Source organism: Methylothermus subterraneus (assembly GCF_054656915.1).
Window position 1 is genome coordinate 79447 of the sequence record NZ_BAAHXK010000002.1, and the last position, 15710, is coordinate 95156.

Here is a 15710-nt window from a genome sequence, read left to right on the forward strand (position 1 = left end):
GTTCCAGGGGAATCTTGGAGAGAAGGCTTATGGTAAAGAAGTTGTTATTGCTGTTCGCTTTGGCTTTGGGTGGTTTGCCGTTTGCGCTGGCCGGAGAAACTGCGGAAAACACCGCGCAGGGAGCGGTCGCGCAGTGGAACGCGGCGCTTCAGAGCGGTCGGCTGGATGAGTTGCTGCGCCTGTACGCGAAAGACGCGATGGTGTTGTTGCCCGATGGGAAGGCGGTCCGCGATCCAGAGGCGATCCGGGAATTCTGGCGCCGGTTGCTTGCGGCGCACGCTGGACGCTATGCGCTGGATTTGGACAAGGTGCTTTATTCCCAGGACGACACGGTGGTTTCGACTTTGCGCTGGTCCAGCCGCGACGGCGGATTGAAATATTCCTACGAAGGCGTGATCTACAACGTCTTCAAACGCCAGCCGGACGGCAGCTGGAAAGCCCAGGTCCAGCGCTGGAATTGAGCTGGGACAGTTAATTTGTCCCGGCTTTTCAACCGTAGTGGGTGGCGACGTAGCGCTCGACGATGGCCTGGAACTCCTCCGCGATCCTGTCCCCTTTTAAGGTGACGGTTTTTTCTCCATCCTCATAGACCGGAGCGACCGGAACTTCGCCCGTGCCCGGGAGGCTGATGCCCAAATTGGCGTTTTTGCTCTCGCCGGGGCCGTTGACCACGCACCCCATCACCGCCACTTTTAGGTTTTCCACCCCGGGATAGCGGCTCTTCCATTCCGGCATTTTGGCTCTGAGGAAATCCTGGATCTGCTGCGCCAGGCGCTGGAAGTAATCGCTGGTGGTGCGGCCGCAGCCGGGACAAGAGATCACCATGGGAACAAACGATCTTAGCCCCATGGTTTGGAGGATCTCCTGCGCGACGACGACTTCCCGCGTCCTCGAGGTTCCGGGTTCGGGGGTCAAGGAGATGCGGATGGTGTCGCCGATGCCTTGCTGGAGCAGCACCGCCAGCGCGGCGGTGGAGGCGACGATCCCTTTGGTGCCGATGCCGGCCTCGGTCAACCCCAAGTGCAAAGCGTAACGGCAGCGCTTGGCCAATTCCTGATAGACCGCGATCAGCTCCTGCACGCCGCTCATCTTGCAGGAGATCACGATCGAGTTGGCCGGCAGCCCCAATTCTTCGGCGCGCGCGGCGCTCTCCAAGGCCGAGGTGATCACCGCCTCGCGCATGACTTTGTCTAAATCGCGCGGCGTCGGCCGCTTGGCGTTCTCGTCCAGCAAGCGGGCCAGCACGCTTTGGTCTAAGCTCCCCCAGTTGACCCCGATCCGGACCGGTTTGCGGTAGCGGCAGGCGAACTCGATCATCTGCGCGAACTGCACGTCGCGCTTGCTGCCGCGGCCGACGTTGCCGGGGTTGATGCGATACTTGGCCAAGGCCTCGGCGCACGCCGGGTGGTGGGCTAGCAGCTTGTGGCCGTTAAAGTGGAAATCCCCCACCAAGGGGACGTCGCAGCCCCGCCGGTCGAGCTCCTCACGGATTTTGGGCACGGCGGCGGCGGCCTCTTCGGTATTGACAGTGATACGGACGATTTCCGAGCCGGCCCGGGCCAGCTCTATCACCTGCTCCACGGTGGCGGCAACGTCCTCGGTGGGGGTGTTGGTCATGGACTGCACCACGATCGGCGCGCCGCCGCCGATCTGGACGTGGCCGACTTGGACGCCGAGCGAAGGCCTTCTGGGAATGGCAGGGGTACTCATGGGCAAGCGTTTGCGGCTAGTATTTAACCAAAGCTCAATTATTCAATTATAAAGCGAAACCTCGCCACCGTGAGAATTCAATATTTTTCCGATCTTCATTTGGAGTTTGGCGATTTTCAGCTGCCGGAAGTGGACGCCGATGTCGTCGTCGCCGCCGGCGACATCGGCATCGGTTTGCAAGGGCTAAACTGGCTCGCCCGGCTGGGACGCGAGGTGGTGTACGTGGCCGGCAACCACGAGTTTTACGCCCACGAACACGGCAGCCTGCTCGCCCGATTGGAGCAAGCCGCGGCAGGCAGCAGGGTGCATTTTCTCGAAAACCAAAGCCGGATCATCGGCGGGGTGCGCTTTTTGGGCTGCACCTTGTGGACCGACTTGGGCGGTGGGGAAGAAGACGTTTCGGCGCTGGAAGATTTGGTCAACGACTTTCGCAAGATCCGGTTTGGCAACGAGAACTACAGCTTGGCGCAGTATACACGCTTGCATCGGCGTTCGCGCGCGTGGTTAGAAGAGAACCTGAAGACGCCTTTTTCCGGCCCCACGGTGGTGGTCACCCATCACGCGCCCACGTTCTGGAGCTGGGACGGCCGCCCGAGCGCGTTGATGCGCTTGGCCTATTGCAGCGATCTGCGGGAATTGATGTACGAATACGAGATCGCTTTGTGGTTCCACGGCCATACCCATGCGGTGTGGGATTATCGCTGTGCCGGCACCCGCGTCCTGTGCAATCCCCGCGGCTATCACGGCTACAAGCTGGTGGAGGATTTTCGCCCAGATCGCCTGGCGGTCTTGTAAGTCGCACAAACTCTCTCTTAAGGCGTGCTACTTTTAGATAGGAGTGAGTGAAATTGCACAGGAGGGAGTTGCTTGGACATCGCGACGCTTATCGGTTTTTTAGGCGGGATGGGGGTCATCGTCGGCGCCATCGCCGTCGGCGGGAATTTGGGCCAGTTTGTGGATGTGCCGTCGATCTTGATCGTGCTCGGCGGCACGGTGATGGTCGTGCTGATGAAATTCACCTTGGGCGATTTTTTAAGAGCTTTTAGCGTGGCGGCCAAGGCGTTTTTCAACAAGCAAGAAGACCCGGTCAAATTGATCGAGGAGGTCGTCCGGCTCGCGGATGTGGCGCGCAAGAACGGCCTTTTGGCGCTGGAGAACGAAACCATTAGCAACCCCTTTTTGAAGAAAGGGATCAACATGTGCGTGGACGGCTACGATCCGGCGCTGATTCGCAAGATGCTGACGGAAGAGATCCACCAAACCGTCAAACGCCATGAAACCGGCCGCGCGGTCTGGCAGGCGGTGGGAGACGTGGCGCCGGCCTTTGGCATGATCGGCACCTTGGTCGGGTTGGTGCAGATGCTCGCCAACATGTCCGATCCTTCCAGCATCGGCCCGGCGATGGCGGTGGCGATTTTGACCACCCTATACGGCGCGGTCCTCGCCAATGCCGTCGCGCTTCCCTTAGCCGACAAGCTGGCTTTGGTCAGCAGCTACGAGCAGCTTTCCAAGTCTTTGATCGTCGAGGCGATCAACGGAATCCAGGAGGGCCTTAATCCCAAGGTGCTCGGAGCCTTGCTTCATACCTATCTGCCGGAGAAAAAACGCCCGACCAGCGAATGAGGAGAAGTTATGGCTGAGGAAACCGAGTGCCCCAAATGCAAACCTGGCGCCCCGATGTGGGTGGTCACCTTTGGCGATATGATGAGCCTGCTGTTGTGTTTCTTTGTCCTGCTGCTGTCGTTTGCGACCATGGACATCATCAAGTTTCGCCAGATGGCGGCCTCGCTCAAAAACGCCTTTGGCGTGCAGACCGAGATCGAAGCGTACGACACCGTCAAGGGGACCAGCGTGGTGGCCGAGCACTTTACCCCAGGTCGCGTCGAACCCACGCCGATGGACCAAATCCGCCAGCAGACCACCGAGGAACACCCTTATCTAGACATCCCCGAAAACACCGAGAACCTAAGCCCGCAAGAGATTCAAAAGCGCTTCGAGGAGCTGCAGCTCAAAAAGCTGGAAGAGGAGGCGAAAAAGATCCGCGAGTCTTTGGTCGATGAGATCAAAGCCGGCAAGGTCAGCGTCGAGACGGAGAAGTGGAAAATCATCATCCGCATCCACGAGAAAGGGTCGTTTCCTTCCGGCAGCGCGGTGTTGAACGCCGGCTTCAGCCCGGCGATGACCAAGATCGCCGAGGCGGTCAAGGCAAGCCAAGGCAAAGTGGTCGTCGCCGGCCACACCGACGATGTGCCGATCGTCAACGCGCAATATCGCTCCAACTGGGAGCTGTCGGCGGCGCAGGCGGTGACCGTGGCGCACGAGCTCCTCAAAGGGGGGGTCGATCCTAAGCGGATGATGGTGGCAGGCTATGCCGACAACCGCCCGCTGGTTCCCAACATCAACGAGAACAACCGGGCCCGTAACCGGCGCGTGGAGATCCTTTTAGAACAGGAAGCGCCGCAGGCAACCAATCCCCCAAACGCAAAGGCCGTCCGATGAACGAAGCTCTGCCCACCTCCCCCGAGCGCCGCCGGTATTTTCGCATCGAGGACGAGATCGTTTTGGTGTACCGGACCATTCCTCCCGAAGAAGTGCCGGATCCCGAGCGCTTTCCAAGCCAGTTCGTCGATCGCTTCGCCCTGACTTCGACTTTGGAGTACTTAAGCCGCGAATCTCAAGTGCCGCTACGCCTCATTCAGCGGGACTACCCAGAGGTCGCCAAGTACCTCGAGGTCCTCGAGCGCAAGCTCAACGTCCTGGCGCAGGCGCTCATGATCAGCACGAATCCCCTGACAGACCAGCCGACCCACAAGGTAAACTTGAGCGCTTCGGGGATCGCTTTCGACGCCGAGCAGTTTTTAGCCGCCGGCCAGGTTTTGGAGCTGAAAATGATCGTGCCGCCGGCTTTGGTTGGCATCCTGACCTTCGGCAGGGTGGTCTATTGTTGCGAGCAAGAATCTGGCCGGTATCGGATCGGGGTGGATTTTCTGGCTTTGCGCGACCAAGACCGCGAATTCCTGATCCGGCATGTAGTCAAGCGCCAGCTGGCTAGGCTGCGCGAGCAGAGGCAAGCGCCAAGCGACCGAACCTGATATACTCAGGTCTTTAAGATTGCGCCTTCTGGCCGCCATGCTGACCCCAACCGCCGAAGCCTTGCTCCGCTGCCTGGCCGACGGCAAGTTTCACTCCGGCCAGGCGCTGGCTAAGGCCGTTAACGCCAGCCGCACCACGGTGTGGCAGCACCTTAGAACCTTACGCGCCCTCGGGGTCGAGGTCCAGGCCGTCGCCGGGCGCGGCTACCGCTTGGCGCGGCCGCTGGAGCTTTTGGACCAAGAGCGGATCCTCGCCGCGCTGCAAATCCCCGCAGGCTGCCCTGAGCCGGTGGTGGAAATCCACGCCTGCTTGCCTTCGACCAACACGTATTTGCTTAAGACCGCCGCCGGGCGCCCGTGCGCCAGCGTCTGCTTGGCCGAGGCCCAGACCCAGGGCAAGGGGCGGTTAGGGCGCGCCTGGGCGTCCCCGTTTGGGTACAACGTTTACCTCTCGGTGCTGTGGCGGTTCGAGCGCGGGGAATCTTTGTCTGGCCTGAGCCTGGCGGCCGGAGTGGTGGCGGCCTCTGGGCTTGCGGCGCTGGGGTTTCCGGAACTTGCGCTGAAATGGCCCAACGATATTCTTTGGCAAGGACGCAAGCTCGGCGGGATCCTGGTCGAGGCGGTCGGCGAACCGCACGGCCCTTGCGTCGCGGTGGTGGGCTTAGGAATAAATCTGTGGCTGGCGCCTTCGGCGTCCTCGGCCATCGACCAGCCTTGGGTGGACGGCTGGACGATTTTGGGCGAGGCGCTGCCTTCGCGCAACCGGATCGTGGCCGAGCTGCTCGGCCGGCTTCTGGCTCTGTTGCACGGCTATTCGAGCTCAGGGTTGGCGCCGTGGTTGGAAGACTGGCGGCGCTTGAACTGCGTCTTAGGGCGCAAGGTGAAAGTGAGTCAGGCCGATTTTACTTATGAGGCGACGGCGGTGGACGTGACCGAGGAAGGGTTTTTGGTGTTGCAGCGCGGGGATCGGCGCCAGGTTTTGGCCGCAGGGGAAGTCTCGCTTAGGGTAGAAGGTGGAGCGTGAGTTTTGCGCGTTGCTGGTGGACAACGGCAACAGCCGCCTGAAGTGGGCGGTTTTGCGCGGAGACCGGTTTATTTCGGGTTCTCCCGTGCTGACCGCCGGCAGGATCGCCCAAGCCGAGCTGCACAGGCTTTGGGGAGAGCTTGCGCCTGCCCCGCAGCGCGCGTTGATCGCCAACGTCGCCGGGCCGGTGGCGGCCGAGCAGCTTTGCGCTTTCATCCGCACGCGCTGGCGGTTTGAACCTGAGTTCGTGCGCTCCCAGGCGACCGGATTTGGAGTGGTCAGCGGCTACGCGCAGCCGGAAGCTTTGGGAGTGGACCGCTGGCTGGCTCTGGTTGCGGCGCGCAACCGTTATGCCTTGCCGGCCCTGATCGCCGATTGCGGCACGGCTTTGACGGTGGACGTGATCGACTCTGCCGGCCGGCACCGAGGCGGTCTGATCTGCCCGGGGCTCAAGCTCATGGCCGAAGCGTTGGCGCTTAGAGCTTCGGGCATCGGTTGGACGGCCTGGTCTGGTCGCCGCGAGGGGTTGGGCGATGGGACTGCCGCCGCGGTTTGCCTTGGGGCGCGGCAGGCCGCTTTGGGGCTGATCGAGCGCACCTTTCGCCAGCAACAGAGCCTCTACCCTGGACTCCGCCTGCTCTTAACCGGCGGGGACGCGGCCGAGTTGGCTTTAGGGCTGGAGATTCCGGCGCAGGTGGTGCCGGATTTGGTGCTCGAAGGGCTGGCGGTGGTCGCGCGGGTGATCCCCTAGGCCGGCGGCGCGTGCTTTTCGAGCCCGCGTGGGCGAAAGTAGGGTAGGCTCACTAAGAGCAGGAACTGGGCGCCGAAGATCAGGTTGGCCAGCAACAGGTGCAGCGGCTGAATGGCGGGGGGAATACCGAAGCGCTCTAGGCCGATTCCGGTGGCGACCGCCAGCAGAGTCAGCAAGACCAGACCTAGGTTGAGGCGGAACAGCAGGTGATCTTGCGGCAGGCGCCGCAGGAACTGCCACGCCAACCCGAGGTTGGTGCACAGCAAGAGGAAGGCGCAGGCGCGGTGGACGTAGAACACCCAAGGCAGCTCCAAGGGCCAGAACTCGCGCGGCGTCGTTGCGTGGCGGGCGAGGGTCTCGACCGCCTCGCGCACCTGGGCGCCCAAGAGGACTTGAACTAGGGTCAAAGCCAGCGCCAACCGGACGGCGAGTTCCAGTTTGGCGCTCAAGGCGTGGGAAGAGAGGCGATAAAACGCCTCCTTCTGCGAGCGGGCAACGGCGTAAATCAACAGCGCCGCGATACTCAAGGCCAAGATCATATGCGCGGTGATCATCAGGGGGTGCAGGTTGGAGCTGACCACCACCGCCCCCAGCCAACCTTGGAACAAGACTAAAAGCAAGGCCGCCAGAGCCGCGTAGAAGACTTTGGGATCGCGCTTTAAGAACGGGACGGCGAAGGCGACCGTCAGGAGGATCAAAAAGCCGCAGGCGACGCCGACCAGCCGGTTGAGGTACTCGGTCCAGGTCTTGATCGGATCGAAGTTGGTTTCGGCATAGCCCAGGTGGGCATAGATTTCGTGGTAGTTGGGCGGCAGTTGGGATTCCTGGGTGGGGGGAATCCAGCGGCCAAAGCACGTCGGCCAGTCCGGACAGCCCATTCCCGCCTCGCTCGCGCGCACGATCGCTCCCGCCAGGATCACCAGATACACCGCCGTTAGCGCCAGGATGCCGATGCGCCGAAAGCGCCCGATTGCAGCCTCGTTCATCGCTTTGCTTTGAGAAAAAACTCGAGCGCACTATACCGAGCGGCAGCGCTGCAAACAAGCGGTTTTAAGCGAACAGGCGTTTGGCGGCGTCCACCTCTTCCATTTCTACGACCTCGATGTTCGGCGTCAGCCGAAGGCGCGCAAAGGCGCTCACCTGCGCTGGATCGACAGGCAGGGTTTGACCGCGGCTAAGCCTATGTTCCAGATAGGCCACCTGGACCAAGTCCACGTAGTCGGCCAGCTCGCCCGGCGGCTGGCGTTGCCAGTTTAGGTATTCGCTCACCACGTCGAGCAAGGTCTTTGGAAAATGCCAACTCCGTAAGACCATTTCGCCGATTGCAGGATGCAGGGCTTCGAGCAGCGACTCTAGGCGTTTTGGATCGTTGGCCAGGTTTGGGGTCTGCTCGGCCAAAGTAAGGATGGGGAGTTTGCCGATCTGGAAGATCAGCCCGGCCAAAAGCGCGTGCTCGGCGTTCAGGTGCGGGCAGAGGGAGGCGAGGGCGCGGCCGATGGCGGCGACCTCGACGCTGGTTTGCCAGATGGCGTGAAAGTAGCGGTCCAGCAGCGGGGAGGTGGGCTGGAAGACCTGTTGCATGGCCAGGCTCAAAAGCAAGGTGCGGACCGTGTTCATTCCCAGGCGGGTGATGGCCATCGGCAGGCTGGTGATCTCCACTCGACCGCGGTACAGCGGGCTGTTGGCGACCTGGATCAGGCGCGCGGCCAAGGCTGCGTCCTCGGCGATCAGCGCTGCCAGTTTGGCGGCGCTGAGCTCTTCGCGGTCGACGGCATCGCGCACCTTGAGCGCCACTTCCGGCAAGGAAGGGAGGATAAGGCGGTTGGCTTGGATTTCGCCGCGCAAGTAGTCGAGAAATTCCTGGTCGTGACGGAGTTCCATGGCCGAGAGCGGATTTTGCCTTGCCTTAAGTATAGGTCAGGTCTAGCCATTGTAAGGGCGCATCGCTATGGCCTGCCAGCCGAATGGCCGGATTGTGCGCTTGATCACAGCGCACTACCGCCAGCATTTCTTGGCCGGAATCGGCGGGAGCGGCGTTGACCACCTGGCCTACGCTCTCGCCCTGCACAAGCAGAGGCGCGCCGGGGTCGGGGGTATGCGGGCCTTCAAGCCGGACGCGGTAAAGGCGGCGTTTGATCTGACCCAAGTAATGCGCGCGGGCGATGATCTCCTGACCCGTGTAACAGCCCTTGTCGAAGCTGATCCCGCCTAGCCGGTCCAGGTTGAGCATCTGCGGCAGGAAGGCTTCCGAAGTGGCGGCGGTGACGCGAGGCAAACCAGCGCGGATGTCGGCAAGCTGCCAGTAAGTCGCCGGAGACTCGGCCGCGCCCAGGGTTTCTGCCAGCTCAAGCCACAGCGCTTGCGCCGCCTCCGCTTCCCCCAACACTAGCCAGCGCTCTCCAGGAGGCAACATCCGCAGCCAGTACAGGCGATGGGCGTGGACGACCGCGCCGCGCGCTTGCGGCAGGTCCCCCAGCGCGCGCCGTAACCGATCCGGGGCGGCTGCGCTCACGCCAAACAGCGCCGGCTTCTCGGCCGCGATCGTGACTTTGGAACGCAGGATGTACAGGCGCAAGCGGTGCGCGATCTTTTCCGCCAGATCGGCGGCGAGCAGCATGCAAAAGCCGAGGTCGTCGCGCAGCAGCCAAAAAGTCGCGATCACCCGCCCTTGCGGCGTGCAAATCGCCCCAAGTCCCGCGCAGGTGGGGGTGATCTGGCGCACATCGCAGGTGATCTGCCCTTGCAGGAAGGCCGGCGCATCTTCTCCCCGGATGCGCAAGACCGCCGTCGGCGGCAGAGGACAAAGGGTAACTCCCGCGGATTTGGGTGTTTTTAGCGTGCGTTGCTCGATAAATTTTTGCCCGTTTGGATCCATGGTTTGTCTCCGATCAAAAACTTTTTGCCTTGAAAGTCTACTCCTAAATTGCGCTTGCTTGAGAATGGCGCCGATCCGGCTTAGAATGGCTAAAAACGCTTTCAAAAACAGGAGGCCAGATGCAAGACGATCCTTTCGCTGGTTCTGAGGACGAGGCAGAGTTCGGCCAAGTTTCTCCTGGACGGGAGAGGAAGAGATTCCGGCGCGGTCGGTGCATTGGTTTTTAACCATGGATCTTCGGTCGTCTCGCCCTTTATCTCCCCACCTCCAAGTTTATCGCCTGCCGCTGACGGCGTGGTTATCGATTAGCCACCGCATCACGGGAGTGATCTTGAGTTTTGGGTTGCTCGTTTTGGTCGCGCTGCTGCTGGCGGTGCCCAACCCTCCCCGGTACGAGGCGATTTTGGGGTTTTTGCGCGGTTGGGTCGGGCGGGCGTGGCTGTGGCTTTGGATCTTGGCGCTGTTTGTCCATTTCTGCCACGGCATCCGCCACCTGCTTTGGGATTTGGGTTTTGGATTGGAGCGTGCGGTTTTGCTTCGCCACAGCCGGTGGGAGTTGGGCGTGGCGGTCGCGCTGACTCTGATCACGACTTTAGGCAATTGGTTGACATGAATTTGCGAACTTCGCTGAGCAAAGCGCGTGGCTTGGGCAGCGCCCGAAGCGGCAGCGGCGCGTGGTGGGCGCAGCGGGTGACGGCGGTGGCCTTGGTTCCGCTGTCGTTGTGGCTGGCTTGGTTCTTGGCGCGGCTGCCTGAGCTTTCCCAGGCTGAAGTAGCGCGCTCTCTGGCTAAACCGGAGAGCGCGGTGTGGCTGTTGGCCTACTTTGCGGCGGCGATCTACCACGCCATGCTCGGCCTTAAAGTGGTGATCGAGGATTACGTTTCCACCTACTGGCTGCGTACCGTCAGCTTAGTAGCCATGCAGCTGGCTTTGGCGCTGTTGGCGGTGATCGCCGTCGTCGCCGTCGTGCGGCTGGTGATTGCAGGTTGAAAGCTATGGCCAAAGCCTATCCGATTCACTTTCACACTTACGACGCCGTGGTCGTAGGCGCCGGCGGCGCGGGCCTGCGCGCCACCTTGGGAATCGCGGCGCGCGGCCTCAAGACCGCGTGCCTGACCAAGGTCTTTCCCACCCGCAGCCACACGGTGGCGGCCCAAGGCGGCATCAGCGCGGCGTTAGGCAACCTGGGCGAGGACGACTGGCGCTGGCACATGTACGACACGGTCAAAGGCTCGGACTGGCTGGGCGATCAGGACGCGATCGAATACATGTGCCGCGAGGCCATCCCGGCGGTGATCGAGCTCGAGCATTACGGGGTGCCGTTCTCGCGCACCCCCGAAGGCAAGATCTATCAGCGCGCTTTCGGTGGCATGACCACCCACTTCGGCCAGGGCGAGGCCCGGCGCACCTGCGCCGCCGCCGACCGCACCGGCCACGCCATCTTGCACGCTCTGTACCAGCAATCCCTGAAAGCGCAGGCCGAGTTCTTTATCGAGTATTTTGCCCTCGACCTGATCCTGGACGAGGAGGGGGTGTGCCGCGGCGTGCTGGCCTGGTGTCTGGAAGACGGTTCGCTGCACTGCTTCCGCGCCCACATGACGGTGCTCGCCACCGGCGGCTACGGGCGCGCGTATTTCTCCTGCACCTCAGCCCATACCTGCACCGGCGACGGCAACGCCATGGTGCTGCGCGCAGGGCTCCCGCTTGAGGACATGGAGTTCGTGCAATTCCACCCTACCGGAATCTACGGCTCGGGGTGCTTGATCACCGAGGGCGCGCGTGGGGAGGGAGGGTACCTGACCAATTCCGAGGGCGAGCGCTTCATGGAGCGCTACGCCCCGCACGCCAAGGATTTGGCCTCCCGCGACGTGGTCAGCCGGGCGATGACCCTCGAAATCCGCGCAGGCCGCGGGGTGGGTCCCCACAAGGATCACCTGCACCTGCACCTGGAGCACCTAGACCCTAAGATCATCCACGAGCGCTTGCCGGGAATCGCCGAAACCGCCCGGATCTTCGCCGGCGTGGATGTAACCCGCGAGCCGATTCCGGTGATCCCGACCGTGCATTACAACATGGGCGGCATTCCTACCAACATCGACGCGGAAGTGGTCACTCTGGAAGACGACGACCCGGAAACCCCGGTTCCGGGTTTGATGGCCGTGGGCGAGGCGGCGTGCGTGTCGGTCCACGGCGCCAACCGCTTGGGTTCCAATTCGCTTTTGGACATCGTGGTGTTCGGCCGCGCCGCGGCGATCCGCTGCGCCGAGTTGGTCAAGCCCCGCCGGCCCCACAAGCCGCTTTCGCCCGACCGGCTCGATCCCTTGCTTTCCCGCTTTGACCGCCTCCGCTATGCTTCCGGGCGCCTGAAGGTGGCCCAGGTGCGCGAGCGGATGCAGCGGGTAATGCAGGACTACGCCGGGGTATTTCGCTCCGGCGAGCTGCTCAAGGAAGGGCAGAGAAAGCTCGAGCAAGTCGTCGAAGCCTTTGCCGAGATCGGCCTGAGCGACCGCTCCCTGATCTGGAACACCGATCTTTTGGAGGCGTTGGAGCTCGACAACTTGCTCGCCCAGGCCCGGGTGACTATCGCTTCGGCCTTAAACCGCACCGAGAGCCGCGGTGCCCACGCGCGCGAAGACTATCCCCAGCGCGACGACGCCAACTGGCTCAAGCACACGCTGATCTGGCTGGATCCCAAAGGATACCGGATCGCCTACCGCCCGGTGCATCTTAAGCCCTTGACCGGGGAGGTCCAACCCATTCCACCGCAGCCTAGGGTGTATTGATGAGTTTTCAGCTGCGCCTGCCGCCCAATTCCAAAATTCTGCCTGGGAAAACCTGGCCCGCCCCGGAAGGGGCTAAGGAGCTCATTACGGTCAAGGTCTACCGCTTCGATCCGGAGGCCGGCACCAATCCGCGCCTGGATACTTTTCAGCTGGACCGTAAGCAGTGCGGGACGATGGTGCTGGACGTCCTGATCAAAATCAAGAACGAGATCGATACCAGCTTGGCTTTCCGCCGTTCGTGCCGGGAAGGGGTGTGCGGCTCGTGCGCGATGAACATCAACGGCAAAAACACTTTGGCCTGCATCCAGCCGGTCGCCGACTTGGGCGATACCATCCGCGTCTATCCGCTGCCGCACCAGGAGGTGATCAAGGACTTGGTCGTCGATCAGACCCATTTTTTTGCCCAGTACGCGGCGATCCGGCCTTGGCTTCAGACCGTGACCCCGCCGCCCGACCGCGAGCGCCTGCAAAGCCCGGAAGAACGGGCTCGGCTCGACGGCCTGTACGAATGCATCCTGTGCGCGTGCTGCTCCACCGCGTGCCCGAGCTACTGGTGGAACGGCGACCGTTTCTTAGGGCCGGCGGCGCTGCTCCAAGCCTATCGCTGGATCGCCGACAGCCGCGACGAGATGACTGGCGAGCGCTTGGACGAGCTGGAAGACCCGTTTAAACTCTACCGCTGCCACACGATTACCAACTGCACCGACGTATGCCCGAAGGGCTTGAGCCCGGCCAAAGCCATCGCCGAGATCAAAAAGCTGCTTCTCGCGCGGCGGCAGTGACTGAGCTTGATCCCGAACGCTGGCTCGAGCGCTACGGCGATCTTTTGTTCCGCTATGCCCTGGCGCGGGTGGGGGATAACGCGGTGGCCGAGGATCTGGTCCAGGAGACTTTGCTTGCCGCCTGGCGCGGGCGCGCCGAGTTTGCCGGCCGCTCTTCCGAAAGCAGCTGGCTGGTAGGCATCTTAAGACACAAGATCGCCGATCACTTCCGCAAATTTTCCTCCTCTTCTCTGGAGGAGCTCGGCTTGGATTGGGACGCTTTCGACGAGTTCGGCCATTGGCGAGAGGCTCCCAAGGACTTGGGCGACCCGGAAAGGGATCTTGAGCTTGACCAGCTTAAGGCCGCGCTTTTGCGCTGCCTTGAGAAGCTGCCGCCCAGGCTCCGCCACCTGTTTTACCTGCGCGAGGTGGAGGGGCTCCGGGCGGAGGAAATCTGTAGGCAATTGCCCGCCTCTTCGACCAACAACGTGTGGGTGATGCTGTCGCGGATGCGGTTCAGGTTGCGCCGGTGTCTGGAGCAGGCGGGTTTCGGCGGGAAAGATTGATGCTCACGTGCAGGCAGGCGGTGGAATTGCTTTCCAAAGCCTTGGATGTTCCTTTGAGCGTGCGCGAGCGGCTGGCGCTTAGGCTGCACCTTTGGCTGTGCGCTCTGTGCCGCCGTTACGCACGGCAGCTAAACTTGCTCGAGCGCTTGTGCGCCTTGCTGCGCCCGGAAGATCTGCTGGCCGAAGGGAAGCTTTCGCCGCAGGCGCGCGAGCGGATCTTGGAAAAGCTGCGCGGTGAGCGCTGATCTCGGCAGACTGCGCTGGCGCTGCCGGCGGGGCATGAAGGAACTGGACCTGGTTTTGGCGGCGTATTTGGAATGCGCCTATCCTGGCGCCGACCCGGTCGAGCAAAAGGCGTTTTGCCGCTTGCTCGAAGCCTCCGATTGCGAGCTTTGGGCTTGGCTTTGCGGCCAGAGTTGTCCCGACCCTGAGCTGATGAAGGTTGTCCTGAGCTTGAGAAATTGCGCGCTTTGGCGTTCGAACCCAAACCCTCGAGGATAGAGCGGTATTTTCTGCTGCTCGGCCACGGCTTGGCGCTGTTGGCGGTCTGGCTGAGCGCCCTACCCGGGTGGGGAAAGCTGTTGGCCTCGGCGGGCCTTGGCGTAAGCTTATGGGTTCCCAGGCGGCAAAAGGTCGCGAAGATCGGCTACGACGGCGAACGCTGGACCTTGTCCGGGCCGGGGCTAGCGCCGGTGCATGCCGAACTTTTGCCCTCCACCTGGCGCAGCCGCCTTTTGACCTTGCTCCATTTTCGCCTGCCGGACCGCCGTTTCTTGGCGGTTCGGGTCTTCCGCGACAGCCTAGCGGAAGACGATTACCGCCGCCTCCAGGTGGTGTTGCGCTGGCAAGTGGATTTTAAGCGTTGAAGGTCTTCTGGCCGGTCCAGGTCCCAGAGCGGAGGAAGCTCTAAGGATTTAAGTCCCAAAGCCAAAATCCGGCGGCGGGTTTCGGCCAGCACGGTGGCGCTCCCCCAGGGCATGGTCAAAAACAGCTCCGGCTGCGGACGGCGCAAGCCCAGCAACACGTAACCGCCGTCTTCGGCAGGCCCCAGCACCGCCTCGTACCCTTCCGCAAGGGCTAAAAGCGCCGCGTTCAACTCGGCTGCGCCAAGCTCCGGGCAGTCGCCGCCTACCGCCAAGGCAAATCGGGAAAGCGCAAGGGCCGCCTGGAACGCAGACAGCATCCGCTCTCCCAGGTCTTGGCCGCGTTGGCGCCTAAGGCCGACGCCGTAGCGCCTGGCCAGCGCTTGGAAGAACAGATGACTGGTGTCGGGGTGGCAATACAGCTTAATTGGCGCCAGCCTCGCCTGCGCCAGCCGAGCGATCAGGCCTGCCGCCAGGCGGGCGTGGAGAGAGGCGGCCTGGGCCGGCGTCAAAGCCCCGATGAGGCGCGTTTTGACCTGCCCCGGAAGCGGGGCTTTCAAAAAGACTAAGATAGCCGCCTCGGGAAAAGCAAACCCGCTCACGCCGACTGCCCGTGCGGATAGCGCCTGGCCAACGCGCTGGGGTCGGCGCCGCAAAAGTACCTAAACCTAAGCCACCCCATGAGCAAGAGGGTGGAGAGCACCCCGAACCTTTCAAAGCGCCGCGCCGAGGTGGTGGCCTTGAGCCGCAGGCAGGCAGGCGGCCCCAGGCGCTTTAAACGGCGGCAGAGCTCGATGTCTTCCATCAGCGGTTGCTCGGGAAACCCGCCGAGCCGCCAGAACGCCTCGCGGGCGACGAAGATCGCTTGATCGCCGGTGGCGATCGCAGTCAGCCGCGAGCGCAGGTTCATCGCCGCCGCGATCAGCGGCAACAGCGGATGGCGGCCATCCAGGCGCACGTCGAAGCGGCCCCAGCGGTATCCCTGGGCCCGGGCCTGCTCGATGGCATCGAGCGCCCCGGGCGGCAGCAAGGTGTCGGCGTGGAGGAAGATCAGCACCGCGCCGCCTGCGGCGCGGGCGCCCGCATTCATCTGCGCCGCCCGGCCGCGCGCGGAGGACAGGACCTTGTCCGCCCACGGGCGGGCAAGGTCTTGGGTGCCGTCGTCGCTGCCGCCGTCCACCACCAGGATTTCCGCCCGCGGCCGCAGCGCCCTCAAGGCGTTCAGGCAGGCCTCGATCCCGGCCGCCTCCTGCCAGGTGGGGATGATGATCGAGAACGGTCTCAC

Annotated in this window: 21 protein-coding genes; 15 read left to right on the forward strand and 6 right to left on the reverse strand. The window is 62.7% G+C overall.

The genetic code is table 11. The features are described 5' to 3' along the window. Window positions 1-29: 29 nt before the first annotated feature. Window positions 30-461 carry a YybH family protein gene (locus ACYQ3M_RS02205; RefSeq protein WP_460034414.1) on the forward strand — a complete coding sequence of 144 codons (432 nt, stop codon included), beginning with the start codon at window positions 30-32 and terminating at the stop codon, window positions 459-461. Window positions 462-489: 28 nt separating this feature from the next. Here ACYQ3M_RS02205 and ispG read toward each other — a convergent pair whose 3' ends face one another. Then, on the reverse strand, window positions 490-1710 hold the full coding sequence (gene ispG / locus ACYQ3M_RS02210) for a flavodoxin-dependent (E)-4-hydroxy-3-methylbut-2-enyl-diphosphate synthase (protein ID WP_460034415.1): 1221 nt from the start codon (window positions 1708-1710) through the stop codon (window positions 490-492). A gap of 69 nt (window positions 1711-1779) precedes the next feature. Between ispG and ACYQ3M_RS02215 the strand changes: the two genes are divergently transcribed. From ACYQ3M_RS02215 to ACYQ3M_RS02240, 6 genes are all read left to right on the forward strand, one after another. Continuing rightward, complete coding sequence (locus ACYQ3M_RS02215; RefSeq protein ID WP_460034416.1) at window positions 1780-2505, forward strand: metallophosphoesterase; 726 nt, start codon at window positions 1780-1782, stop codon at window positions 2503-2505. 72 nt (window positions 2506-2577) lie between these two features. Then, window positions 2578-3333 (forward strand): flagellar motor protein PomA, encoded by a 756-nt coding sequence (pomA, locus tag ACYQ3M_RS02220; RefSeq protein WP_460034417.1) that lies wholly within the window; start codon window positions 2578-2580, stop codon window positions 3331-3333. A 9-nt stretch (window positions 3334-3342) separates the two neighbouring features. Continuing rightward, complete coding sequence (locus ACYQ3M_RS02225) at window positions 3343-4209, forward strand: MotB family protein (RefSeq protein ID WP_460034418.1); 867 nt, start codon at window positions 3343-3345, stop codon at window positions 4207-4209. Then, window positions 4206-4802: a PilZ domain-containing protein gene (locus ACYQ3M_RS02230; RefSeq protein WP_460034419.1), complete on the forward strand. Its 597-nt coding sequence runs from the start codon at window positions 4206-4208 to the stop codon at window positions 4800-4802. Before ACYQ3M_RS02225 ends, ACYQ3M_RS02230 begins: the two co-directional genes overlap by 4 nt. Window positions 4803-4839: 37 nt before the next feature. Further along, entirely contained in the window at window positions 4840-5826 is a 987-nt protein-coding gene (locus ACYQ3M_RS02235) for a biotin--[acetyl-CoA-carboxylase] ligase (RefSeq protein ID WP_460034420.1), read from the forward strand. After that, window positions 5816-6577 carry a type III pantothenate kinase gene (locus ACYQ3M_RS02240; RefSeq protein ID WP_460034421.1) on the forward strand — a complete coding sequence of 254 codons (762 nt, stop codon included), beginning with the start codon at window positions 5816-5818 and terminating at the stop codon, window positions 6575-6577. Before ACYQ3M_RS02235 ends, ACYQ3M_RS02240 begins: the two co-directional genes overlap by 11 nt. Here ACYQ3M_RS02240 and ACYQ3M_RS02245 read toward each other — a convergent pair. From ACYQ3M_RS02245 to ygfZ, 3 genes are all read right to left on the reverse strand, one after another. After that, the gene (locus ACYQ3M_RS02245; protein ID WP_460034422.1) at window positions 6574-7563 is read right to left on the reverse strand and encodes a COX15/CtaA family protein; all 990 of its coding nucleotides are present in this window, start codon (window positions 7561-7563) and stop codon (window positions 6574-6576) included. The genes ACYQ3M_RS02240 and ACYQ3M_RS02245 overlap by 4 nt on opposite strands. A 64-nt stretch (window positions 7564-7627) precedes the next feature. After that, a complete protein-coding gene (locus ACYQ3M_RS02250) occupies window positions 7628-8458 on the reverse strand; it encodes an HDOD domain-containing protein (RefSeq protein ID WP_460034423.1) in 831 nt (276 codons plus the stop codon). Window positions 8459-8483: 25 nt separating this feature from the next. Then, complete coding sequence (gene ygfZ, locus ACYQ3M_RS02255) at window positions 8484-9452, reverse strand: CAF17-like 4Fe-4S cluster assembly/insertion protein YgfZ (protein WP_460034424.1); 969 nt, start codon at window positions 9450-9452, stop codon at window positions 8484-8486. Window positions 9453-9681: 229 nt separating this feature from the next. On the opposite strand from ygfZ, the gene sdhC reads away from it, so the two are divergent. Genes sdhC through ACYQ3M_RS02295 form a run of 8 tightly spaced genes read left to right on the forward strand, consistent with a single transcriptional unit; the run spans window position 9682 to window position 14428 of the window. After that, window positions 9682-10065 (forward strand): succinate dehydrogenase, cytochrome b556 subunit, encoded by a 384-nt coding sequence (gene sdhC / locus ACYQ3M_RS02260; protein ID WP_460034425.1) that lies wholly within the window; start codon window positions 9682-9684, stop codon window positions 10063-10065. Beyond that, window positions 10062-10442 carry a succinate dehydrogenase, hydrophobic membrane anchor protein gene (gene sdhD, locus ACYQ3M_RS02265; protein WP_460034426.1) on the forward strand — a complete coding sequence of 127 codons (381 nt, stop codon included), beginning with the start codon at window positions 10062-10064 and terminating at the stop codon, window positions 10440-10442. The genes sdhC and sdhD overlap by 4 nt, the downstream gene beginning before the upstream one ends. A gap of 5 nt (window positions 10443-10447) precedes the next feature. Next, window positions 10448-12235, forward strand: a complete 1788-nt coding sequence (gene sdhA, locus ACYQ3M_RS02270) for a succinate dehydrogenase flavoprotein subunit (RefSeq protein WP_460034427.1) — start codon at window positions 10448-10450, stop codon at window positions 12233-12235. Further along, the gene (locus tag ACYQ3M_RS02275; RefSeq protein ID WP_460034428.1) at window positions 12235-13017 is read left to right on the forward strand and encodes a succinate dehydrogenase iron-sulfur subunit; all 783 of its coding nucleotides are present in this window, start codon (window positions 12235-12237) and stop codon (window positions 13015-13017) included. Before sdhA ends, ACYQ3M_RS02275 begins: the two co-directional genes overlap by 1 nt. Further along, window positions 13014-13562 carry a sigma-70 family RNA polymerase sigma factor gene (locus tag ACYQ3M_RS02280; protein WP_460034429.1) on the forward strand — a complete coding sequence of 183 codons (549 nt, stop codon included), beginning with the start codon at window positions 13014-13016 and terminating at the stop codon, window positions 13560-13562. The genes ACYQ3M_RS02275 and ACYQ3M_RS02280 overlap by 4 nt, the downstream gene beginning before the upstream one ends. After that, on the forward strand, window positions 13562-13807 hold the full coding sequence (locus ACYQ3M_RS02285; protein ID WP_460034430.1) for an anti-sigma factor family protein: 246 nt from the start codon (window positions 13562-13564) through the stop codon (window positions 13805-13807). The genes ACYQ3M_RS02280 and ACYQ3M_RS02285 overlap by 1 nt, the downstream gene beginning before the upstream one ends. Then, a complete protein-coding gene (locus ACYQ3M_RS02290) occupies window positions 13797-14063 on the forward strand; it encodes an FAD assembly factor SdhE (protein WP_460034431.1) in 267 nt (88 codons plus the stop codon). Before ACYQ3M_RS02285 ends, ACYQ3M_RS02290 begins: the two co-directional genes overlap by 11 nt. Further along, window positions 14024-14428, forward strand: a complete 405-nt coding sequence (locus ACYQ3M_RS02295) for a protein YgfX (protein ID WP_460034432.1) — start codon at window positions 14024-14026, stop codon at window positions 14426-14428. Before ACYQ3M_RS02290 ends, ACYQ3M_RS02295 begins: the two co-directional genes overlap by 40 nt. Here ACYQ3M_RS02295 and ACYQ3M_RS02300 read toward each other — a convergent pair. Then, window positions 14377-15027, reverse strand: coding sequence for a TIGR04282 family arsenosugar biosynthesis glycosyltransferase (locus tag ACYQ3M_RS02300; RefSeq protein ID WP_460034433.1), 651 nt, complete (start codon window positions 15025-15027; stop codon window positions 14377-14379). The two genes, ACYQ3M_RS02295 and ACYQ3M_RS02300, sit on opposite strands and share 52 nt — an antisense overlap. Beyond that, a complete protein-coding gene (locus tag ACYQ3M_RS02305; RefSeq protein WP_460034434.1) occupies window positions 15024-15710 on the reverse strand; it encodes a TIGR04283 family arsenosugar biosynthesis glycosyltransferase in 687 nt (228 codons plus the stop codon). Before ACYQ3M_RS02305 ends, ACYQ3M_RS02300 begins: the two co-directional genes overlap by 4 nt.